This window comes from Flavobacterium cupriresistens (assembly GCF_020911925.1).
GTDB classification, from domain to species: domain Bacteria; phylum Bacteroidota; class Bacteroidia; order Flavobacteriales; family Flavobacteriaceae; genus Flavobacterium; species Flavobacterium cupriresistens.
In genome coordinates this window covers 608,553-632,090 of sequence record NZ_CP087134.1, presented here as the reverse complement: position 1 = coordinate 632,090, position 23,538 = coordinate 608,553, and the positions used below count along the sequence as shown (strand labels likewise).

The following is a 23,538-nucleotide window of genomic DNA, read 5'->3' as shown; positions in this document are numbered from 1 at the left end:
TAATTCGTAAATGTGTGTGTTTATTTTATAAAATTGCTGTTTCTCGTTGTTTCTCTACATTTTGATGTAGTGATAAATCGAATTGAACAATTCGCACTAATTCGTGAAATTCGTGGCAAAAAACTATTCCAATCCTTCCAAATCCTCTTTCTTCGCCTTCTTCTTCTCAAATGTCAAAACCAAAGCCGGTAAAACCAATAAGTTCGCAAACATCGCAAATGCAAGTGTACAAGAAATTAATCCCCCAAGTGCAATTGTTCCGCTAAAGCTGGAAAGCGTAAAAGTGGCAAAACCTAAAATCAAAACTACTGAAGTATAAAAAGTACTGATTCCGGTTTCTCTTAAAGCACTGAAAACAGATTTTTTGACCTTTCCGTTACTTTGCAATAAATCATGTTTGTATTTCGCCATAAACTGAATTGCATTATCTACCGAAATTCCAAATGCAATACTGAATACTAAAATAGTAGACGGTTTTAGAGGGATTCCAAAATACCCCATTAATCCCGAAGTAATGCAAAGCGGTAAAACATTCGTAATAACCGAAGCGAAAACCATTTTGAAAGAGCGGAATAAATACAACATCAGTATCGCAATCACCAGTATAGCAAAAATCAACGATTCGATTAAGTTGTCTACTAAATACGAAGTTCCTTTCTGGAAAACCAAAGCTTTTCCGGTAACCGTAACTTCATAACGGTCTTTTGGGAAAATTTCGTCAATTTTTTTATGTAGTTTTTTCTCGACTCTCGCCATTTCATCTGTACCGATATCCTTCATGAAAGTAGTGATACGGGCGTATTGACCAGTCGAATCTACATAAGCTTTCATTAAATTGTCTTTACTGTTTTTCGTCGCATTTTTAGCATAGCCCAAAATAAAAGTCTGCTCTTGCGAAGTTGGCAGTTGATAATATTCAGGATTTCCGTTGTAAAAAGCCTGTTTTGAATATTTAACCAAATTTACAATCGAAACCGGTTTTGCCAATTCAGGCATTTCGATAATTGTATTTTGCAATTCATCCATTTTACGAATGGTAGACGCTTTCATAACACCTTTTTTCTTCTTAGTGTCAATCATTATTTCCAAAGGCATTACACCATTGAATTCTTTTTCGTAGAATAAAATGTCTTTAAAGAACGAAGCGCTTTTTGGCATTTCTCCGATCAAACTTCCCGAAACTTTCATTTGTGAAACTCCGATAACACTAAAAACTAAAAGCAAACCGTAAAGGATGTAAATTACTTTGCGTTTGTTTTTTACCACATTTTCAACAAAGTCAAGCAGGGTCGAAATATAGGTTTTGGTTAAGTGATACAAATGTTTTTCATTTGGCATCGACATAAAGCTGTATATGATTGGCACAATTAAAAGAGTCAATAAATAAACAGAGATCACATTGATAGAAGTCACTAAACCAAATTCAAAAAGCAAATCGTTACCCGTAATCATAAAGGTAGCAAAACCAATTGCAGTCGTCAGATTCGTCATTAGAGTCGAAACTCCGATTCTCGAAATAATACGTTGCAAAGCTCTTGCCTGATTATTGTGAAGTTTGATTTCCTGCTGGTATTTATTAATCAGAAAAATACAATTCGTGATTCCGATTACGATAATTAATGGCGGAATAATAGCCGTTAGAATCGTGATTTTGTAATGAAATAATCCAAGTGTTCCGAAGGACCAGATTACCCCGACAATCAAAATACAGATGGAAATAAAAGTAGCTCTGAACGAACGGAAAAAGAAAAAGAAAATCAGAGAAACTGTCAGTAAAGCTGCACCGATAAAAAGTCCGATTTCGCCTTTCATATTGGCAGCATTGATGGTTCTGATATAAGGCATCCCCGAAACGCGCAGGTCAATTCCCGTAGTTTTTTCGAATTTATCGATTTTTGGGACTAAATTTTCAAGAATAAAAGTTTTTCTTTCGGCTGTATTTACAATCTTTTTATTGATGTAAATAGCAGATCGAACACTACCACTTTCTTTATTAAACAATAGTCCCTCGTAAAAAGGCAGATTGTGAAACAGATCGTATTGAACACTTTTCAGATAAGCCGGATCATGCGTTTTGCTTTGGTTGATAAACGGTGACAAAACAAATTTCTCGTTAACGGTATCTTTTTCCAGTTTCTTCAAATCGTTTAAGGAAACCACTAAATCTACTTCTTTGGATTCTTTTAAACCTGTCATTAATTCATTCCAGGCAGCATAATTTTTCGGAGTAAAAAAGTTAGGATCTTTAAAACCAATTACAACAAGATTTCCTTCTTCACCAAACTTGTCTAAGAATTTTTGATAGTCTTTATTGGCAATATGATTTTTAGGAAGCAGATTGGCTTCGGTATAGGTCATAGAAAGGTTTTTCCATTGATAAGCAAGGAAAATGGTTAAGGCAGATAGGAGAACTAATATTGCAACTCTGTTTTTAAGTATGATTCGGGCTATTTTTTCCCAAAATCCGACTTGAATAGTGTTTTTCATAAAATCTTTAAAAATGGATGCAAATGTAGTGAAAAGTGCTCAAAATCATAAACAATTGGTTCAGTTTTTACGGTATGTTAACACAAAATTACCATTGGATTTCTAAGATTTATAGCTGATTTTAGAATTACTAGCTTAGCTTTTCGGATATTTGCGCTTAATTTAAAATGAAACAAAAATGAATTGGATTTTGTTAATTATTGCGGGACTTTTTGAAGTTGGTTTTGCTTCGTGCTTAGGAAAAGCGAAAGAAACAACCGGAATTATTTCAACCTATTGGATGGCAGGCTTTTTTGTTTGTCTTTCTATCAGTATGATTTTACTATATAAAGCAACACAGGTTTTACCAATTGGTACCGCTTATGCCGTTTGGACAGGAATCGGAGCAGTAGGAACCGTTTTGGTAGGGATTCTGATTTTTAAAGAACCGGTTACTTTTTGGAGAGTCTTTTTTCTTTCGACATTAATTGCTTCGATCATTGGGTTGAAGTTTGTGTCTAGTCATTAAAAAGGTTAGCCACAGATTAAACAGATTTCTACATATTGTATATTTCAATTCGTGAAATTTGCGTAATTGGTGGCAAAAAAAGGTCGCAGATTAAACGGATTAAACGGATTAAACGGATTTACACAGATCGTATATTTTAGTTTGTGAAATTTGCGTAATTCGTGGTAAGAAAACTGGTTACAGGTTTAAAGTTTTAGCGCCAGGCAAAAAAAAATCCGCGAGAATCTGTTTAATCCGTTTAATCTGTGGCAAAAAAACACCACCAAGGATTTATCTGATTAAACAGATTTGTGCAGATTGTATATTTTAATTTGTGGAATTCGTGGCAAAAAAAGGTCGCAGATTAAACGGATTAAACGGATTTACACAGATCGTATATTTTAGTTTGTGAAATTTGCGTAATTCGTGGCAAGAAAACTGGTTACAGGTTTAAAGTTTTAGCGCCAAGCTAAAAAAGAATCCGCGAGAATCCGTTTAATCCGTTTAATCTGTGGCAAAAAAACACCACCAGAGATTTATCTGATTAAACAGATTTGCACAGATCGTATATTTTAGTTTGTGAAATTTGCGTGATTCGTGGCAAGAAAATAGGTTACAGGCTTAAAGTTTTAGCGCCAGGCAAAAAAAAATCCGCGAGAATCCGTTTAATCCGTTTAATCTGTGGCAGAACAACGCAACGAATGACATGAATTAAATGATTTTTTTAGTGTCAAAAGAGAGCTCAATTTGTAAAAATTCGTGAAATTCGTGTTGAAAAAAAAATAGTACTATGCAGGAAAACGATACCATTACTTTTATTTTTTTAGCCATTATTTTATTATTGGTTGTCATCATTGGCTTTATGGTGTATCAATTAATGCATTCAAAAAAAGCAAAAGAGGATGCTGAAAAAAGTTTTTATGCGCTCGAGATGAAAGTCAATGACTTGCAACTGGAAACATTAGAAGCAAAACTGAATCCCCATCTTTTTAAGAATATTCTAAACTCCATACAATCGCATGCCTATCAAACCTATTTTGCTTTAGATAAACTGGCGAATGTTTTGGATTATATTTTATACGAAAGCAAAAAGAAATTTGTCACTGCAAAAGAAGAAATTGATTTTGCATTGAATTTAATCGAAATCAATAAAATCAAGATTAGTCCGCTGTTTGAGTTGAAAATCAAAACCAATATCAATAAAGAGGATAAATTGTATGAGCAGCCTTTGCTGGCGCCACTAATTTCTATTGATTTAATCGAAAATGCTTTCAAACATGCCGATTTGCAAAGTGCCGATGCTTTTATTTCAGTGATTTTTGAGTTTAAAGACAACGCGTTTTCTATGACCGTTTCCAATAAAATCTCAGATAAAAAAGTGCTGAAAAAAGAGCGAAGCGGTATTGGCCACTCGACTTTAGAACATCGTCTGCGGATTATTTACAGAAATAATTTCAAACTCGAGAGATTTGTAGAAAATGATGTTTACATTGCTCACCTAAAAATTGATCTACTTGAATACAAAACTGAAATGCTTGCTTCTGGACGATGAGTTACCCGGATTAACGTATTTGAAAATGCTTTGCGAACAAATTTCCGAAGTTGAAATCGTAAAAACGTTTAATAATCCCGAGAAACTATTGACCGAAATGGACCAACTCGATTTTGATTTATTAATTTCTGACATCGAAATGCCGGGAATTAACGGTTTGCATTTGGCGGAAATGTTGCAAAATAAGCTGGTTATTTTTTGTACCGCTTATAAAGAATATGCTGCAGATGCTTTTACAATCGAGGCAGTAGATTATATCACGAAACCGGTAAAATTGGAACGTTTACAGAAAGCGATCTCAAAAGCAGCAGAACGATTCCACAAACCCGACGCAGCCAAAAAATTCATACAGCTCAATACCGATAAAGGAAAGACTTTGCTGTATTTTGATCAGATTCAATACATAAAAACCGCAATCAGCGACAGCCGCGATAAAACGGTACTGTTGACCGATGGCAGTTTTCTGAATTTGAAAAACGTTAAATTTGATACCCTCCTAAAAGAATTACCCGAAACCGACTTTTGTCGCGTAAACAAAAAAGAGATTGTCGCGGTAAAAGCCATTAAGTTTTTTAATCACAACGAAATTGTTTTACATCATTTAGAAAAAAACGAAAAAAACAGCACACTATTACTTAGCGAAACCTATCGTTCAGACTTCTTAAAAAAAATAAAAATATAACCTCTCAACTGTCAAGCTGAGCGGAGTCGAAGCCCAAGCTAAGCAAAGTCGAAGCTCTTTTTTATCAACTATTCCAACTTATTACAAAGTTTTTCGGACTTGTTACATGGATTGAAAATTAGGTTTAAATTTACTTCTTGGATAAGAAATCACTTCTGATATTTGCCCCATAAAAATTAAAAGAGAAGTTATGAACAGCATAAAAAACTCAGCGTTTTACGTTACCATTATTGGAGGTTTTACTGCTTTGATATATTGGGTGATTGTTAAGGGCGCTTCGCTGGAAGTAGGCCGTGGAATTGTTCGCAAAAAAATAGAAAGCAATCATTGGAATGATTTTCTGCATTCTATGGTCGAGAACCTGCAACATCCTTTGGCTATTTTGTTAGCGCAGATTGTTACGATTATTCTGGTGGCACGTTTATTCGGGTGGATTTTTAGAAAAATTGGGCAACCTTCCGTTATTGGCGAGATGATTGCCGGAATTGTGTTAGGGCCGTCTTTGGTCGGAATGTATTTCCCGGAATTCTCCGCTACACTATTTCCAAAAGAATCTTTAGGGAATCTGCAGTTTTTAAGTCAGATTGGTTTAATCCTTTTTATGTTCGTTATTGGAATGGAGCTGGACTTAAAAGTACTGAAGAATAAAGCCCATGATGCAGTCGTAATAAGCCACGCCAGTATCGTAATTCCGTTTGCATTAGGGTTAAGTTTAGCCTATTTTATTTACCACACTTTTGCTCCAATTGGCGTAGAGTTCTCTTCTTTCGGATTGTTTATGGGAATTGCCATGAGTATTACCGCATTTCCGGTTCTGGCGAGAATTGTGCAGGAGCGAGGTATGCAAAAGACAAAACTGGGTACAATTGCGATAACCTGTGCTGCCGCAGATGATATTACAGCCTGGTGTATTTTGGCTGTTGTAATTGCAATTGTAAAAGCGGGTTCTTTTACAAGTTCTTTGTATGTAATTGGTTTGGCGGTTTTGTATGTTATTATCATGCTCAAAATAGTTCGTCCGTTTTTAAAACGAGTGGGGGACTTAAACTCAACCCGCGAAAGTCTGAATAAACCGGTTGTCGCCATTTTCTTTATAACCTTATTATTTTCTGCTTATGCGGCTGAGCTAATTGGAATTCATGCGTTATTTGGAGCCTTTTTAGCAGGAGCCATTATGCCGGAAAACAATACGTTTAGAAATATTTTTATTGAAAAAGTCGAAGATGTTGCCATCATCGTGTTATTGCCGTTGTTCTTTGTATTTACTGGATTGCGTACGCAAATTGGTTTATTGAATGATCCTTATTTGTGGAAAATCACAGGTTTAATTATTGCCGTTGCCGTAGTTGGGAAGTTTTTTGGAAGCGCTTTTGCTGCCAAGTTTATGGGACAAAGCTGGAAAGACAGTCTGGCGATTGGTGCTTTAATGAATACGAGAGGTTTAATGGAGCTGGTAGTACTGAATATCGGATATGATTTAGGTGTTTTGTCTACTGAGATTTTTACTATGATGGTAATTATGGCGTTAGTGACCACTTTTATGACGGGCCCGGCGTTGGATTTTATAGGCTTTATTTTTAAAGATAAAATAACGGCCATTCCACAAGAGATTGGGAATAAAAGCAAGTTTAAGATTCTGCTGTCCTTTGCGACTCCCGAGAAAGGTAAAAAACTGTTGCGAATTGCAAATAGCTTGGTTAAAAAACAATCTGATAATTCTATTGTTACAGCAATGCATTTGTCTTTAAGTACAGAAGTGCATTCGTTTGATGTGAAAGATCAGGAACGTAAAATGTTGGTTCCGGTTATCGAAGAGTCAGAACGTCTGAATCAAAATATGGTTAGTGTTTTTAAAGTAACAAACGATATTGATACCGACATCATCGATACCGCCAATCAAGGGGACTATGATTTGTTATTGGTAGGTTTGGGACAATCTATTTTTGAAGGAACTTTGCTTGGAAAAATACTTGGCTTTACCTCCAGAATTGTAAACCCGGATCGCTTAATTGATAAGTTCACAGGAAAAGAAGGGCTGTTTGAAAATTCTCCTTTTGATGAAAGAACACGTCATATTATTGCTAAAAGTAAAATGCCGGTCGGAATTTTTATCGACAAAGACTTAGAAGACGTCAACCAGATTTTTATGCCGATTTTCAATAAAGAAGATGCTTTTTTAATTGAATATGCTAAAAAGTTAATCAATAATAACGGTTCTCAGATCACGGTTTTAGATGCAAGCGGTGAAATGAAAAGCACCCGTGATATTCAGGAAACCATTCGTTCGATAGAGCAAATCGCTCCAAATCACATCATGATCATGCACGACCGAACAATCAAAAAAGAGTTTTTAGAAAGTCAGAATCTGATGATCATCAGTCTAGATAGTTGGAAAAAACTGATTGAATCACAAAGCATATGGTTGAATAATACGCCCTCAGTTCTGATTTTGAAACCGTAGAGGGGGGGATGAAATTCCAATCTTTTTAAATTCCAAATTCCAATTTTGTTGGGGTTTGGATTTTTATTGTTTTTGTTTTCCTTTCCGTAGAGATGCACCGCAGTGCATCTAACTCAATGCCCCGAATATTTAATTTTATAAAATAGAGGAGGGGGTGAAATTCCAATCCTTTTAAATTCCAAATTCCAAATTTGTTTGGGTTTGGGATTTTTTATTTGCGTGATGATTGATTTTAGTGATAAAGAATTAAATCCAGAAGATACAAGGAAGCCAAATAGAGAAATCATTTTAATCTGTGAAATCTGTGGCATAAAAACAAAAGCCGCAGATTTAGGGATCAAGTGTTAGTAAAACATTAAAACTGGCAATTTAGTTTATCTAAAAAAGACACCCCCATTTGTCCTTTCGACGAAGGAGAAATCTCCGCAAGTAACTCCATAAAGATAAGCTCAGTAAACGCAGATTTATTCACATTTAACAAGTTTTCATAATCATAAAAAGCATTCCATTGGAATTTGGAATTTAAAAAGATTGGAATTTTACAAAATTTTAGATCCCCAAATCCAATACATAAGAGATTTTAACCGCAATATTATTCTCAAATCTTGGCAGTTGATTTGGCCCATATCTATAGAAACCTCCTAAACCGATGCCTTTATAGATTTTGTTTAATTCGATTCCGGATTCAAAGAAACCTTTGTCAAGTGTTTTATAAGCAGGGCCGACATGTTGTTGCGGATTTTCCATATTTCCCCAAGCCATTCGGGTAACCAGTACCAATGAAGGGCGAACTTTTCTGAGGATTCGGATTCGGTCAAAACCATGTTTAATTTGAAACATTACATATTGACTGGAGAAAAACTCATTAAAATACATAGTTTCAAAACTGTTTCTGCCGGCAAAAGTAATACGTTGAACAACCGTTTCTTTGGTCAGGTTATTCGGAGCCGTATTGTATAGGTGGGTAATCGGCACATCGCCAAAAGCATATCCGCCTTGTAGCAGTACACCAGTTTTCTGACCGTTTAGATATTTTTTTTCATATTCAGCTTTGAAATCTATTTTACCAAATTTAAAATCATTTTCAAATACATCTGGGAGCGATTGGGTATATTGAAAAGTAAACTTTGGAAACCTTTTATCCGCTTCGGTTCTTCCGGTTGGGGTTTGCATGAAATCACTAAACGGTGACCAGACAATAGAAAGCATTGCTGTAGTCATTATGTAGCTTGAATACAGTTTTCCATGCAGATTAAAAAGATAATCAAATTTAGGTTCGATGTGATTTCGTGATAATTCCAGAACAGCCTCCGTTTTCGGAATGATCTTAGTCTGAATATTACCCCTCCAGCCGACATACTGATAGAAAGTACTAATGTTTATCGGACGTGGATCATAAATTTTAAAAACACGTTTGTCGACAGCAAAAACGGTACTCGCAATTTCCCGAACATCATCCGAGTAATACCCATTTAGCCATGTATTGGTGTTTTTATCGAGTAAAAAGCCGGAGCCGATGCTGTATTTCGTTGTGCCGTCTTTTGTTCCGTAAGCGGCATATCCTTCAATTCGGAAATTTTTAGAAAAACGGTCATTCGTAATTCCGCCAAGACCCAGACGAAAGCCTTCGTAATTATTGTAGCTGATTAGTTTTTTTAGGTCAAAATCAATTGGCCCCATCGGAATGTAACCGTTGATGATTTTTCGGCCAAGGCCCAAACGTTTTTCAATTCTCTTTTTAATAGAAATGCTGTCCAGCAATAAATAGGTTTTTTGACTTTTCAGATCTAGCGTTTCTTTGCGATATTCGTTCCAGAAAGCTTCCGGTTTCTTGCTGGCATCCTCTTTAATTTCGATATAAAGTGCCGGGTTTTTTATGACCGGATTAGTGTTATAGTGAATATCAAAATTGTTGCTCTCAGAAAGTAAATAGGTGAAGTCGGACGCTGCTTTTTTTCTCGGTTCAAAGTTTTCTCCGGTGTCTGCATCAAATTGAATGGTTCCTCCCAGAATTTTAATATCCTCGTCGTTTTTGCCTTTTACAATTTTGAATGTGGTACGGCTTTGAAACCATATTTTTTCACTTGGAACATATTCAAACTCATGAATTCCGCTAATGTCCAAAACACCTTTTATACGCATTACAGCTTTGGCGATTGCAAAATTTTCTGCGTCTATGTATAAAACACCTTCCAGACCTGATGCATTTCTTTTTTGCTTGTTTTTGTAATGGATCATGTAGGTTTCACGCCCCTGTACCGTTACCGTGTCAAGCAGCTTGTACGTGTAATCTTTAAGTGCATTGTTTGAAATCGGGCTCTCATATTTTGTTTCCAGCAATTCGTATTTCGGATCATAAATAGAAATAGATTGCAGACTGAAAGCGATAATTTCGTACACAGGCTGTTTGAAACCCGCCATTTTTGTACCTAATACGGTTTCTTTGAGCCTTTTACTTCCAAATTGATATTGTGATATTTTTTCTGTTTGAAATAAATGTTGTTTACTTATTATTTCTTTGAATTTATAATCGGAAGAATCAATATTGATTTTCTTTTTCTTTAAATCTTTATAAGTTGCCGAAGAGTCAATGCGTCCGTCGATAGAATCAGGATTGGCAGTGACGATAAGTTTGTTGTAAGTTTTGTACTCAAAACTACTCAGCTTTTTCTGTGGATTGTTGCTGTTTTTATTGGAAATGACCTTTCTTAAAATGCTCAGCGCCGGGTTTTCATTTGAAATAACAACCTCTTTTAAATCATCCGTTTTCTGAGAAAGTGAAACGGAGTAGAATTTTTTGTTGTTTGTTAGGGTAATGTTTTTGGTCTCGAAACCAATATAGGAAACTGTAAAAAATCCGGTTTCAGAGGAAACCGTAAAAGAAAATTTGCCATCAACATCTGTAATGGTGTTATTGTGGTCTGCTGTTTTAATGCTGGCAAAGGGAAGCGGTTTGTTGCCGGAGTCCGTAACAATTCCGTTTATTTGAAATTGCGCCTGAATGGTAAGCGTAAAAAACAAAGTCAATAAACAAAATAGCTTCATACAGAGGATTATAGTTTCAGAAACGAAAACATTTAATTTTCAATAGGTAAAAATAAGAATAAAAAAATCCGTCTGGTTAAATATACCAGACGGATTTTGTTTTGTATCGAATAAAATTAAACTTTCATGATCTCAGCTTCTTTCGCAGCCAATAATTCATCAATTTTTTTAATATAAGTATTCGTTAAATTCTGAACTTCTTCTTCAGCAGATTTACAAACATCTTCAGAAGTTCCTTCTTTTTCTAATTTTTTAATATCAGTATTGGAGTCTTTACGTACGTTACGAACACCAATTTTTGCATCTTCTGCCTCAGATTTTGCTTGTTTAGCAAGGTCTTTACGACGCTCTTCTGTCAAAGGTGGTACACTGATAATGATCACGTCTCCGTTGTTCATTGGGTTGAAACCAATATTAGCAACCATAATTGCTTTTTCAATTACAGACAACATGTTTTTTTCAAAAGGTTGTAAGGTAATTGTTCTCGCATCAGGAACACTAATCTTTGACACTTGCGAAAGTGGTGTTGCAGATCCGTAATAGTCTACAAAAACACTTCCAAGCATTGCCGGTGAAGCTTTTCCTGCGCGAATGTTAAGAAATTCTTTCTCTAAATGCGCTATCGAACCATTCATTGATTCTTCAGTACTATCTAATATAAATTCTATTTCTTCAGTCATTGTTTTTTTAGTTTTCAGTTTTCAATCCTCATTTTCAGTTTAAGCAGTCTGCGACTGTAATCTGTCACTGAAGACTTATATATTAACTACAGTTCCTATGTTTTCGCCTTCGCAGATTTTTAATAAATTTCCAATTTTGTTCATATCAAAAACAACGATTGGCAATTTGTTTTCCTGGCTTAATGTAAAAGCAGTTGTGTCCATTACATTTAATCCTTTTTTCAATACATCATCAAAAGAGATGTAATCAAATTTTACTGCCGATGCATTTTTTTCAGGATCAGAATCATAAACACCATCAACACGGGTTCCTTTTAGGATCACATCAGCATTGATTTCGATTCCTCTTAAAACAGCAGCTGTATCAGTAGTGAAATAAGGATTACCGGTTCCAGCACCAAAAATTACAATTCTTCCTTTTTCAAGGTGACGATCTGCTCTTCTTTTGATGTAAGGCTCTGCAATAGATTCCATTTTCAAAGCAGTCTGTAAGCGCGTTTTCATTCCTTTATCTTCAAGAGCACCTTGTAATGCCATTCCGTTAATTACGGTTGCAAGCATTCCCATATAATCGCCTTGTACGCGATCCATACCGGCACTTGCTCCTGCAACGCCTCTAAAAATATTTCCTCCTCCAATAACAATAGCAATTTCTACTCCTTTAGTGTGAATTTGCTTAATTTCCTCAGCATACTCGGCTAGTCTTTTTGGGTCAATTCCGTATTGTAAATCACCCATTAAGGCTTCACCGCTTAGTTTTAGAAGAATCCTTTTATATTTCATGTGTGTCTTGCGTTAATTTGTGCAAATATAGACATATTCTGATTTTTAGAAATAGTGTTTTAAAAATAATTTCGGATTGTATACTTTGCTCTTTTGAGAGGAGTCCGGTTTTATTTCTTTTGAATGTGATAAAAATCAATTCAAGGTCTTTTTAAAAATCGTATTTTTATGGTATTCTAAACAAATTAAGTATGAAAAGTATTGTAGCCAAAGCATTATTCAATAGTCACTCTTATTCTGAATATCGAAAACTTGTTACGGATTTATTATCCGACGGAAAATCAACAGGCAATGAACAATCTGAAAGTTTAACGCATTATACAAGTCTCAATGAAGCCCGAATGAACCGATTGGAGAAAACAATAAAAATTTCGGAAGAAACAATCGAAAAACTTCAAAAACTGGAGAATCATTATATTTGGTTGGTAATTTCTGAAGGCTGGTGCGGTGATGCAGCTCAAATACTTCCTATACTAAATAAGATGGCCTCATCATCAGATAAAAAAGTTGATCTGCGAATTGTTTTGCGTGATGAAAATGATGAATTAATGAGTCATTATTTAACAAACGGAGGAAGGGCAATACCCAAAGTCATTGTGATTTGTAAAGAAGCCGGAATTGTCCGTACCGATTGGGGACCAAGACCCAAAGGAGCCACAGAATTAATGGCAAACTATAAAAAAGAGTTTGGTGTAATTGATGAAAAAATCAAAACCGATTTGCAGTTGTGGTATCTGGCAGACAAAGGACTTTCTGTTCAGGAAGAATTACTGGAGATTATGGAGAATATCAAATACGATCGCCTGTAATTTTGGGTTGTGATGCCCTTAATTTACTGCTAATTGGTTGATATTAAATAGGCTAAATATTTAAAATGTATTAAAATGTTTTTTTTATTTTAATACATTTTGTATCTTGCTTGAGGAATCCCAATTCTATTATTTACTTTTTATTTGCTCTTTTTATTGGTGTTTTTATTATTTAACAACTAAAAAATACCACCATTATGAAAAAGTTATTCGAAAGGTTTTATGATTTTATTTCAGGTTTTTTGTTTGGAAGTGAAAAAGCGACTCACTACTAGTCCAAAACAACAGCGGGGATAAAAATGGCACTATTCTAATTTAAGGGTAGGCACATTACTATTGTCTTTTGTAATGTGCTTGATGTCTTATTTTTGTTCCAGAGTTTCTTCAAACAAAGTGATGTCGATGGCGTTTTTTACATCGTAGTCACCAATTTTAGTTCGGCGTAAAACAGTTAGGTGTGAACCCGAATTCATTGCTTTCCCAAAATCAAAAGCCAGGGAGCGAATGTAAGTTCCTTTACTGCAAACTACTCTAAAATCAATTTCCGGCAATGCAATTCGCGTAATTTCAAACTCGTGAATGGTTGTTTTTCTGCTTGCGATTTCAACAGTTTCTCCAGCACGCGCATGTTCGTACAAACGAACACCGTCTTTTTTAATGGCAGAAAAAATAGGCGGTTTTTGATCAATTTCACCTAAAAATTGTTTTACCGTTTCATGAATCAGCGTTTCATCGATATGCTCGGTTGGAAAGGTCTGATCGATTTCGGTTTCTAAATCGTAAGATGGAGTAGTGGCTCCAATATAAAAAGTCCCCGTATATTCTTTGGCCTGACCTTGCAATTCAGAAATACTTTTGGTGAATTTTCCGGTGCAGATCAATAATAATCCGGTCGCTAAAGGATCTAACGTTCCCGCATGACCGATCTTGAACTTTTTTGGAAGTCCAACTTTGTTGATTAAAAGGTATTTTAATTTATTGACTGCTTGAAACGAACTCCATTTTAAAGGTTTGTCGATCAATAAAACCTGTCCGTTTAAATATTCTTCAGGAGTCATTATATAATGGTAAGCGGGTGAATGAAAAAGTGAATGGCCAATAAAATGATTCCGGCAATTATTCGATAAATACCAAATACTTTGAAACCGTTTTTAGTAAGGAAACCAATGAAAGTTTTAATGGCTAAAAGTGCTACAATGAAAGCTACAATGTTTCCAATAATTAACAGATTGATTTGATCGTGAGATAATACAAAACCGTCTTTGTAATAGTCGTAACATTTCTTTACCGTTGCGCCTAACATGGTTGGGACAGCAAGGAAAAACGAAAATTCGGCTGCGGTAGTACGACTTAGTTTTTGCGACATTCCGCCCACAATACTGGCACCACTTCTGGAAACTCCGGGGATCATGGCAATACATTGAAAAAGGCCTATTTTGAAAGCCTGTAAATAGGTAATTTCCTGAGAAGCTTCAGTTGCATTTGGCTGATTGAACCATTGGTCAACTTTTAGTAAAATAAGTCCCCCAATCAAAAGAGATATGGCAACTGTAACCGGGTTTTCTAGCAATCCGTCTATAAAATCACTTAATAATAATCCTAAAACTACAGCAGGAATAAAAGCGACTAAAAGTTTAAAGTAAAAGTCAAGTGTCTGAAAGAAACGTTTGAAATATAAAACGACAACCGAAAGGATGGCGCCTAATTGAATAACTATTGTAAAGAGTTTAGTGAAATCGTCATGAGCAATTCCAAAAAAAGAAGAGGCAATAATCATGTGACCAGTTGAAGAAACAGGTAAAAATTCTGTAATTCCTTCAATAATGGCAAGGATAATAGCTTGTAATGTGTTCATTAAAAGTTTAGATTTTAGATTTTAGATTTTAGATCGGTTGCCTTTATTAAATGCAAGGAAACGGAATGAAAATCTATAAAATGCTATTGTTTTGATTTTTTGAAAATCGAGTAAATCGTGATTCCAAACCCTATTAAAACAGTTGTTGGAGCTAATCGGATACGTCTGAAGTTAAAAATATCTTCGTTAAAAACATTCGGATTATCACTACCACCACCGGACATTAAGATAAAACCCAATGCAATTACCGCAATTCCTATCAAAAGGATTTTGTAGTTGATGCCTTCAAAAAGGAATTCTTGTTTTTGTTCTGTTGTATTATTTTTCATTGCTGTTAAATTCGATTATAAAGTGACTGAAAACTGCGACTGTGACTGTTTTTATAAGTTAATAAAGGTCGTCAGTTCTTAAATTCAGAAAACGTTGTGTGGCAAAGTGTGTGCTTACCCAGGTGATTAAAACTCCCAATCCGAAAACAATAAGTAAGATCAAACCGGTTACCAGTTTATCGTCTAAAATTCCTAGTCCCGGGAAATTGGTTTCTACATAAACTAAAAGCGCAATCAAGGCAATAATCGCGAGACCAGCGCCCAACATGCCTAGTTTTACACTACGCATTACAAACGGTTTACGGATAAATGATTTTGTTGCACCAACCATTTGCATGGTTTTAATGATAAAACGATTAGAATGTATCGATAAACGAAGAGAACTATTGATTAGTAAAACCGCAATTACAGTCAGGAATCCGCTGATAATCAAAATCCACATACTCACTTTTTTGATGTTGTCATTAACCAAGTTGACCAATTGTTTGTCATAAACGATATCGGAAATCATGGTGTTTTTACGCAGATGGCTTTCAATTCTCTGAATGCTGTCTCTTTCAACATAATCCGCTTTGAAGTGAATGTCGTAAGAATTCAATAATGGATTTTCTCCCAAAAAGGTCAGGAAATCTTCACCAATTATATCAGTATGCTCTTTAGCCGCTTTTTCTTTAGTTACATAAACGTATGATTTTGCAAAAGGAGCTCTTTTTAGTTCGGTATTAAAGGCTTTTATAACACTGTCATTCGCTTCGTTTTTAAAGAAAACAGTCATGGCGATTTTTTCTTTAAAATCGTCTGCCAGTTTTTTAGAATTAACGATGAACAATCCCAATACTCCTAAAAGGAATAGTACCAGAAAGACACTTAATACAACCGAAAAATAAGAGGAAATTAACCTGCGCTTTTGAAATTTATCAAAGTTAGAACTCATAGTTTGCTTAAATTATGTGGTAAAAATAATAAACAATTTCTTTATTTAAAGTTAATAACGATCAAAGTTTTAACTTTTGTACAATATAAGCAATTTTAGTGTTGCATTTTGTCGGAATAAGAATGAAGAAATTAAAATTTAACGCATTTGGGGTTATTTCGCTAAATTTATTTAACACATAGAGACATAGATTTAGGATCTGCTATTTGAGATGTTTCAAGGAAATCACAATTTTTTCATGTAGTCATAATGCTTGTTTAAATTTCATCGGAAAGAATTTTAAATCCGTTTTAATCCGCGTCTTAGTGATAACGAATCTGTTCAATCCGTGTCTGAAATTAAGTTGCAAGTTCTCTATGTAAAGAGTATGCAGAATTGGACGCGGATTATGCGGATTTGCAAGGGCAAAAACGCTGACAAAAACGGATTTTTTTATATTGAAAAGCAATAGTGATCGATTAAGATGGGGTAGTTTTATTTTTACGTTTTAGAATTTAGTTTGGTTTTTCTTTTTGGAATCAGAAATTTAAACAAGCTCTGATGTGATTTATTTGGAATGAAACTTCATTTTTAGGCTTTGTTAGCTATGCTTCTATGTGTTAAAATTAATTGCACTCATTGAGTTAATTGTTTTATGTATTCTAAGCGCTTGTTTAGATTTCATCGCAAAGAATTTTAAATCCGTTTTAATCCGCGTCTTCGTGATAACGAATCTGTTCAATCCGTGTGTGAAATTAGGTTGCAATGTCTGTGTGTAAAGATTATGCAGAATTGCACGCGGATTATACGGATTTGCAAGGGCAAAAAACGCTGATAAAAACGGATTTTTTTATATTGAAAAGAAATATTGATCGATTAAGAATTTAATGTGGTTTTTTCTTTTTGGAATTAGAAATTTAAATAGGCTCTGATGTGATTTATTTGGAGTGAAACGTCTTTTTTAAGCTTTGTTAGCTATGCTTCTATGTGTTAAAATTAATTGCACCCATTGAGTTAATTGTTTTATGTGTTAAAATACTTTTTGTTACAATCTGTAATAAATGTAAATTTGCGATCTTATTACATAATGCATTAAAACTTAGCAACTCAGTTACTCAGTAACTCAGCAACTCACAAAATGAAATACAATCCGAACGAAATAGAAGCCAAGTGGCAAAAATATTGGGCCGATAATCAAACTTTTGCAGCCGTAAATAATTCTGACAAACCAAAACACTACGTATTAGATATGTTTCCATATCCATCCGGTGCTGGATTACATGTCGGACATCCACTCGGATATATTGCTTCAGACGTGTATTCGCGTTTCAAAAGACATCAGGGCTTTAATGTTTTGCACCCGATGGGTTACGACAGTTTCGGATTGCCGGCAGAACAATATGCCATTCAAACCGGGCAACGTCCCGAAGATACTACGCGTGTGAATATTGACGGTGGAGTAGATAAAGAAGGAAAAGAAATTGCCGGATACAGAAAACAATTGGATAAAATTGGATTTTCATTTGATTGGGCGAGAGAAGTTCGTACATCAAATCCGGATTATTACAAACATACACAGTGGATTTTCATTCAGTTGTTTAATTCGTGGTACAATAAAGAGGCTGATAAAGCCGAAGATATTTCGACCTTAGTTTCTGTTTTTGAAAAGGAAGGAAATACAAACGTAAAAGCCGTTTCAGATGACAATATTGCTCCTTTTTCGTCAAGCGAATGGAATTCGTATTCAGTAGATCAAAAAGGAAAAATAATATTACAATACCGATTGACATATTTGGCGGAAACGGAAGTGAACTGGTGTCCCGGTTTAGGAACGGTTTTGGCAAATGATGAAATTATAAACGGAGTTTCGGAACGTGGTGGTTACCCTGTTATCCGTAAAAAAATGACCCAATGGAGCATGCGTATTTCTGCTTATGCAGAGCGTTTGTTACAAGGTCTAAATGATATTGACTGGAGCGAAAGCATCAAAGAAAGCCAACGCAACTGGATTGGAAAATCTGTTGGTGCGATGGTTAAGTTTCAAGTTTCAAGTTTCAACTCTCAAGAGGTGGAAACTTCAAACGTGAAACCTGAAACAAAATTTATCGAAGTGTTTACCACGCGTCCTGATACTATTTTTGGAGTTACGTTTATGACTTTGGCTCCGGAGCATCCTTTGGTAGCTGAAATTACAACTGCGGAACAAAAAGCGGCTATTGAGGGGTATATCGAGAAAACAGCAAAACGTTCGGAGCGTGAACGTATGGCTGATGTTAAGACTATTTCGGGAGTATTTACCGGAGCTTATGCAGAACATCCGTTTACAAAAGAGCCAATTCCGGTTTGGATTGGGGATTATGTTTTGGCAGGTTATGGTACCGGTGCTGTAATGGCAGTTCCTTGTGGAGACGAGAGGGATTATGCTTTTGCAAATTTCTTTAAAGGTCAAAACGGAATGCCGGAAATCAAAAATATTTTCGCGAATGTCGATATTTCTGAGGCAGCTTACGGTTCAAAAGATAACGTTGAAATCGCTAATTCTGATTTCTTAAACGGATTAAATTATAAAGCAGCTACTCAAAAAGCAATTGCTGAATTAGAGAAAATTGAACAAGGAACAGGAAAGACCAATTACCGTTTGCGTGATGCCGTATTTTCGCGTCAGCGTTATTGGGGAGAGCCTTTTCCTGTATATTATGTAAACGGTCTTCCGAAAATGATTGACGCACAACATTTGCCAATTATTTTGCCGGAAGTAGAGAAATATTTACCAACCGAAGACGGTTTGCCTCCTTTAGGTAACGCAGCAGTTTGGGCTTGGGATACCAAGGAGAATAAAGTTGTGGATACTGATTTAGTTGACCATGCAACGATTTTCCCTTTAGAGTTAAACACGATGCCGGGTTGGGCTGGAAGTTCATGGTATTGGATGCGTTATATGGATGCACACAACGAAACCGAATTTGCAAGCAAAGAAGCTTTAGCATACTGGGAAAGTGTTGATTTGTATATTGGTGGAAGCGAACACGCAACCGGACATTTACTATATTCTCGTTTCTGGAATAAATTCTTAAAAGACAAAGGATTCGCTCCAACCGAAGAACCATTCAAAAAACTGATCAATCAGGGAATGATTTTAGGGACTAGTGCTTTTGTTTATAGAGTTGAAGGGACAAATAGCTTTGTGTCTAAGAGTAAAATTGGAGATCAGAGCGTACAGCCAATTCATGCTGATGTTTCAATGGTAAATTCATCTGATGAACTAGATATTGAAAGATTCAAAGCCTGGAGAGAGGATTATGCTGATGCTGAGTTTATTTTAGATGATAACGGAAAATACATTGTAGGCCGCGAGGTTGAAAAAATGTCAAAATCGAAATACAATGTAGTAACACCGGATGATATTTGTAATGAATACGGAGCAGATACATTGCGTTTGTATGAAATGTTTTTAGGTCCGTTGGAGCAGGCAAAACCTTGGAATACCGCTGGTATCTCAGGTGTTTTCGGATTCCTTAAAAAATTATGCCGTTTGTATTTTGATGACAATGGTTTGATTATAACGAATGAAGAGCCAACAAAAGACAATCTAAAATCATTGCACAAAACGATTAAAAAAGTAGCAGAGGATATCGAGAATTTCTCTTTTAACACTTCTGTTTCTCAGTTTATGATTTGTGTGAATGAATTGTCGACTCAAAATTGTCATTCACGTGCTATTCTAGAGCCATTGGCAATTGTAGTTTCTTCTTATGCACCGCATATTGCAGAAGAGCTTTGGAGTTTGTTAGGACATACGACTTCGATTTCGACAGTTGCTTTCCCTGTTTTTGAACCGAACTATTTGGTAGAAAGCAGTAAAGAATATCCGGTTTCATTTAATGGGAAAATGCGTTTCACTATCGAGTTACCGCTAGATTTAACGGCAGCACAAATCGAAGAAATCATTATGAAAGATGAAAGAACACAACGTCAATTAGAAGGAAGAACTCCAAATAAAGTGATTATTGTTCCCGGGAAGATCATTAATTTGGTCGGATAAAGGGAGTAAATTCCAATATTTTAAATTCCAAATTCCAATTCTGTTGGGATTTGGAATTTTTTTTTGCCACGAATTACACGAATTTTTGCAAATTAATTCGTGAAGATTCGTGCAATTCGCGGCGGAATTTTTTTACCACAAATTTTCAAAAAACAATCCGTGGAAATCCGTGCAGTTCGTGTTGAAATTTAATCATACGGTATTGACGTGCCTCCGTAGAGACGCACAGCAGTGCGTCTCTACCATTGTGCGTCTCTACTGCTGTGCGTCTCTACTTTTTTATGTCACAAATTTCACGAATGACCACAAATCAATTCGTGGAGATTCGTGTAATTCGCGGCGAAATTTTTTTTCATCGCAAATTTTCAAAAAAACAATCCGTGCAAATCCGTGCAATCCGTGTTAAAATTTACCCGCACCGCAGAGACGCACAATGGCAGAGACGCACAATGGTAGAGACGCACAGCAGTGCGTCTCTACGATGTCGTCAAAAATTGGAATTTGGAATTTAAAAAATTGAATTTTAATTTTATTTTCTAAAATTTGTAACATTTTGATTTTTCCCGTATCCAAAAGGCGAATTTGATTCATTAACAATTTAAAAAGCTATTAAAAATGAAAAAGTATATCATCCTGGTTATCGCGTTATTATTTTCTGCAGTATGTTTAAATGTGTTTGCACAAACAAAATCATATCCTTTTGAGGTTGTTAAATCGGGAAAAGGAAAACAGGCTATTTTATTTATTCCGGGTTTTGCTTCTTCGGGAGAAGTATGGAACGATACAAAAGCTAATTTCGAAAAGAATTTTACATGTTATACGCTTACCATGGCAGGATTCGCCGGTGTGCAGCCACAGTCCAATGCTTCTTTTAAAAATTGGGAAGATGCTATAGCGGGTTATATAAAAGACAATAAAATCGAGAAACCGATTATAATTGGTCACAGTATGGGCGGAGGATTAGCTTTGGCAATTGCTGCAGATTATCCCGATCTGGCTGACAGAATAGTTGTTGTTGATGCCGTTCCTTGCCTCGCGGCTTTGATGGATGCCTCTTTTAAGCCAAAAGTAAATAACGACTGTAAGCCAATTGTGGATCAAATGACCGGCATGACCGACGAACAGTTTTTGGAAAATCAAAAGAAATATTTGGTAAGATTGACTGAAGATGCTTCTAAACATGACTTGTTGTTGGGTTGGAGTGCGAAATCGGACAGAAAGACTTTTGCTGAGATGTATTGTGATTTTTCGAACACAGATTTAAGAGATAAGATTGCTGCCATAAAATGTCCCGCATTGATTTTATTAGAGTCTTATTTTGCAAATATAAAACCGGCTATCGAAGCGCAGTATAAAAATCTTAAAACCGCTAACCTTCAATATGCGGCTAAAGGATTACATTTTATTATGTATGATGACAAAGAATTTTATTTCAAACATTTAAACAACTTTATAAAAGTTAAATAATGGAGTTTGAAAGCATTTATAAAATGTATTGGGACAGAATCTTCAGGCTTTGCATGGGTTTTGTCAATGATTATGATGCTGCACAAGATTTGGCTCAGGAGACTTTTATTATAGTCTGGCAGAAATTGGATACGTTCAGGAATGAATCAGGTATTGGGACCTGGATTTTTAGAATTGCGTCTAATAATTGTTTAAGGCAGATCGAAAAGCAAAAGCGTTTTCCTAAATCGGAATTGCCTTCTAATCTTACAGAGGAAAAACAGTATTCCATAGAACCACGGATCCAGTTTTTGTATAAGTGTATTGCTGAATTACCGGAAGCAGAGCGGATCATTATTTCTTTAGAATTGGAGGACGTCAAACAAGCTGAAATCGCTAAAATCGTCGGACTTTCTGAAGCTAATACAAGAGTTAAAATTCACAGAATAAAAGAAAAACTGACTCAAAAATTCAAACAAAATGGACAATAAGATAGATTTTAAAGATTTATGGAACAAACAGTCCGTAAGTCCACCCGATATAAAAGATTTGTTGGTTAAGTTAAGTCGTTTCAAACAGTCGAGTTTGAGGAAATTAATGCTAACCAATGCGCTGCTTTTGGCTACCTGTATATTTATTGTTTTTATCTGGTACCGCTTCAAACCCGAATTTATTTCGACCAAAATCGGAATTGTTTTATGCGTTGTTGCAATGGTCGTTTATTTGGCGGTTTACAATAGATTATTTGGTGCTTATAAGAAAATTGACGGTACGAAAAGCAATACAGAATATTTGCAAAAATTAATTGAAATAAAAACGAAACAGAAATTCCTGCAATCCACTATGTTGAGTTTGTACTTTGTAATGCTGGGAGTGGGGTTATGTTTGTATATGTTTGAATATACGTCAAGAATGACTGCGTTCTGGGCTGTTTTTACCTATGCAATGCTGTTGTTGTGGTTTGGCTTTGTTTGGCTTTATCTGCGTCCGAAACAAATCAAAAAAGAGAATGCAAAAATCAATGCGCTGATTGAAAAATTTGAAACCATAAATAAGCAATTGACTACTGATTTTTGATTATAGATGCTTTTCGGGACCTCTTGGCATTTTGTTAAAGTGGTTCGCAATTTGCAGTTTGTTTTGTAACTTTAAAATTCAAACTAAAAAACGAAAGACATGGGGTACGGATATATTATAATTGCAGGAGTCATAATGTTGCTTAGCTGGATGGTAAGCTCAAAGCTGAAAAGTAAATTTGAACTTTATTCAAGGCTACAATTAAGAAATGGAATGAGTGGTGCTGAAATTGCTGAAAAAATGCTGGCCGATAACGGTATAACTGACGTACGTGTTATTTCGACACCCGGACAGTTAACCGATCATTATAATCCATCGGATAAAACGGTAAATTTAAGCGAAGCAGTATATAGTCATCGCAATGCTGCTGCAGCTGCGGTCGCGGCGCACGAATGCGGTCACGCAGTACAACACGCTATCGGTTATCAAATGTTGACGATGCGTTCCACATTAGTCCCGATTGTTAATGTAGCATCCAGTTATATGCAATGGATTTTGCTGGCGGGGATATTGATGATTAATATTTTTCCACAATTATTGCTTATCGGGATTATCGTATTTGCATCAACAACTTTATTTGCGATCGTTACTTTGCCTGTAGAATATGACGCAAGCAATCGAGCGCTGGCTTGGTTAGAGAATAAACATATGCTGACACAAGAAGAGCAGGCGGGAGCAAAAGATGCCTTAAAATGGGCTGCACGAACTTATGTAGTAGCAGCGCTCGGTTCAATTGCAACGTTGCTGTACTATATCTCTATTTATTCCGGAAGTAACAGGAGGGATTAAATTTTAAAAAATAAATTCCAAATTCTAAAATCCCAAATTCCAATTAAAAAAACAACCCGACAGGTTTTTAAAACCTGTCGGGTTTAATTCATCCCAACAAA

General features: G+C 35.6%; 18 protein-coding genes. 10 read left to right on the top strand and 8 right to left on the bottom strand.

Annotated features, from left to right (window positions below):
• Positions 1–123: 123 nt before the first annotated feature.
• Positions 124–2,487 carry an efflux RND transporter permease subunit gene (locus LNP23_RS02990; RefSeq protein WP_230003651.1) on the bottom strand — a complete coding sequence of 788 codons (2,364 nt, stop codon included), beginning with the start codon at positions 2,485–2,487 and terminating at the stop codon, positions 124–126.
• 178 nt (positions 2,488–2,665) lie between these two features.
• Here LNP23_RS02990 and LNP23_RS02985 point away from each other — a divergent pair, with 178 nt between their 5' ends.
• From LNP23_RS02985 to LNP23_RS02970, 4 genes are all read left to right on the top strand, one after another.
• Entirely contained in the window at positions 2,666–2,995 is a 330-nt protein-coding gene (locus tag LNP23_RS02985) for a DMT family transporter (RefSeq protein WP_047778919.1), read from the top strand.
• A gap of 769 nt (positions 2,996–3,764) precedes the next feature.
• Positions 3,765–4,526 (top strand): sensor histidine kinase, encoded by a 762-nt coding sequence (locus tag LNP23_RS02980; RefSeq protein ID WP_230003649.1) that lies wholly within the window; start codon positions 3,765–3,767, stop codon positions 4,524–4,526.
• Entirely contained in the window at positions 4,489–5,208 is a 720-nt protein-coding gene (locus tag LNP23_RS02975) for a LytR/AlgR family response regulator transcription factor (protein WP_230003647.1), read from the top strand. The genes LNP23_RS02980 and LNP23_RS02975 overlap by 38 nt, the downstream gene beginning before the upstream one ends.
• 190 nt (positions 5,209–5,398) lie before the next feature.
• The gene (locus tag LNP23_RS02970) at positions 5,399–7,669 is read left to right on the top strand and encodes a cation:proton antiporter (protein ID WP_047778916.1); all 2,271 of its coding nucleotides are present in this window, start codon (positions 5,399–5,401) and stop codon (positions 7,667–7,669) included.
• A gap of 549 nt (positions 7,670–8,218) precedes the next feature.
• Here LNP23_RS02970 and LNP23_RS02965 read toward each other — a convergent pair.
• The 3 genes from LNP23_RS02965 to pyrH all read right to left on the bottom strand — a co-directional run bounded on the left by LNP23_RS02965 (position 8,219) and on the right by pyrH (position 12,177).
• On the bottom strand, positions 8,219–10,714 hold the full coding sequence (locus LNP23_RS02965; protein WP_230003645.1) for a DUF5686 family protein: 2,496 nt from the start codon (positions 10,712–10,714) through the stop codon (positions 8,219–8,221).
• A 116-nt stretch (positions 10,715–10,830) separates the two neighbouring features.
• Entirely contained in the window at positions 10,831–11,394 is a 564-nt protein-coding gene (gene frr / locus LNP23_RS02960; RefSeq protein ID WP_047778914.1) for a ribosome recycling factor, read from the bottom strand.
• A gap of 75 nt (positions 11,395–11,469) precedes the next feature.
• Entirely contained in the window at positions 11,470–12,177 is a 708-nt protein-coding gene (pyrH, locus tag LNP23_RS02955) for a UMP kinase (RefSeq protein ID WP_047778913.1), read from the bottom strand.
• A gap of 191 nt (positions 12,178–12,368) precedes the next feature.
• Here pyrH and LNP23_RS02950 point away from each other — a divergent pair, with 191 nt between their 5' ends.
• Positions 12,369–12,986, top strand: a complete 618-nt coding sequence (locus tag LNP23_RS02950; protein WP_230003643.1) for a thioredoxin family protein — start codon at positions 12,369–12,371, stop codon at positions 12,984–12,986.
• A 362-nt stretch (positions 12,987–13,348) separates the two neighbouring features.
• Here the strand turns inward: LNP23_RS02950 and truB are convergent, their stop codons facing one another.
• The 4 genes from truB to LNP23_RS02930 all read right to left on the bottom strand — a co-directional run bounded on the left by truB (position 13,349) and on the right by LNP23_RS02930 (position 16,104).
• The gene (gene truB, locus LNP23_RS02945; protein WP_047778911.1) at positions 13,349–14,044 is read right to left on the bottom strand and encodes a tRNA pseudouridine(55) synthase TruB; all 696 of its coding nucleotides are present in this window, start codon (positions 14,042–14,044) and stop codon (positions 13,349–13,351) included.
• Positions 14,044–14,841, bottom strand: coding sequence for an undecaprenyl-diphosphate phosphatase (locus LNP23_RS02940; protein WP_047778910.1), 798 nt, complete (start codon positions 14,839–14,841; stop codon positions 14,044–14,046). The genes truB and LNP23_RS02940 overlap by 1 nt, the downstream gene beginning before the upstream one ends.
• 83 nt (positions 14,842–14,924) lie before the next feature.
• Positions 14,925–15,170 carry a DUF3098 domain-containing protein gene (locus tag LNP23_RS02935; protein WP_047778909.1) on the bottom strand — a complete coding sequence of 82 codons (246 nt, stop codon included), beginning with the start codon at positions 15,168–15,170 and terminating at the stop codon, positions 14,925–14,927.
• A 58-nt stretch (positions 15,171–15,228) separates the two neighbouring features.
• The gene (locus LNP23_RS02930) at positions 15,229–16,104 is read right to left on the bottom strand and encodes a cell division protein FtsX (RefSeq protein ID WP_047778908.1); all 876 of its coding nucleotides are present in this window, start codon (positions 16,102–16,104) and stop codon (positions 15,229–15,231) included.
• 1,117 nt (positions 16,105–17,221) lie between these two features.
• Between LNP23_RS02930 and leuS the strand changes: the two genes are divergently transcribed.
• The 5 genes from leuS (at position 17,222) to LNP23_RS02905 (ending at position 23,437) form a co-directional block, all read left to right on the top strand.
• Positions 17,222–20,125: a leucine--tRNA ligase gene (leuS, locus tag LNP23_RS02925; protein ID WP_230003642.1), complete on the top strand. Its 2,904-nt coding sequence runs from the start codon at positions 17,222–17,224 to the stop codon at positions 20,123–20,125.
• A gap of 615 nt (positions 20,126–20,740) precedes the next feature.
• Entirely contained in the window at positions 20,741–21,592 is an 852-nt protein-coding gene (locus tag LNP23_RS02920) for an alpha/beta fold hydrolase (RefSeq protein WP_230003640.1), read from the top strand.
• Positions 21,592–22,062: an RNA polymerase sigma factor gene (locus LNP23_RS02915; RefSeq protein WP_230003638.1), complete on the top strand. Its 471-nt coding sequence runs from the start codon at positions 21,592–21,594 to the stop codon at positions 22,060–22,062. The genes LNP23_RS02920 and LNP23_RS02915 overlap by 1 nt, the downstream gene beginning before the upstream one ends.
• Complete coding sequence (locus LNP23_RS02910; RefSeq protein WP_230003637.1) at positions 22,052–22,648, top strand: hypothetical protein; 597 nt, start codon at positions 22,052–22,054, stop codon at positions 22,646–22,648. Before LNP23_RS02915 ends, LNP23_RS02910 begins: the two co-directional genes overlap by 11 nt.
• 99 nt (positions 22,649–22,747) lie before the next feature.
• Entirely contained in the window at positions 22,748–23,437 is a 690-nt protein-coding gene (locus LNP23_RS02905) for a zinc metallopeptidase (protein WP_047778903.1), read from the top strand.
• Positions 23,438–23,538 lie beyond the last annotated feature (101 nt).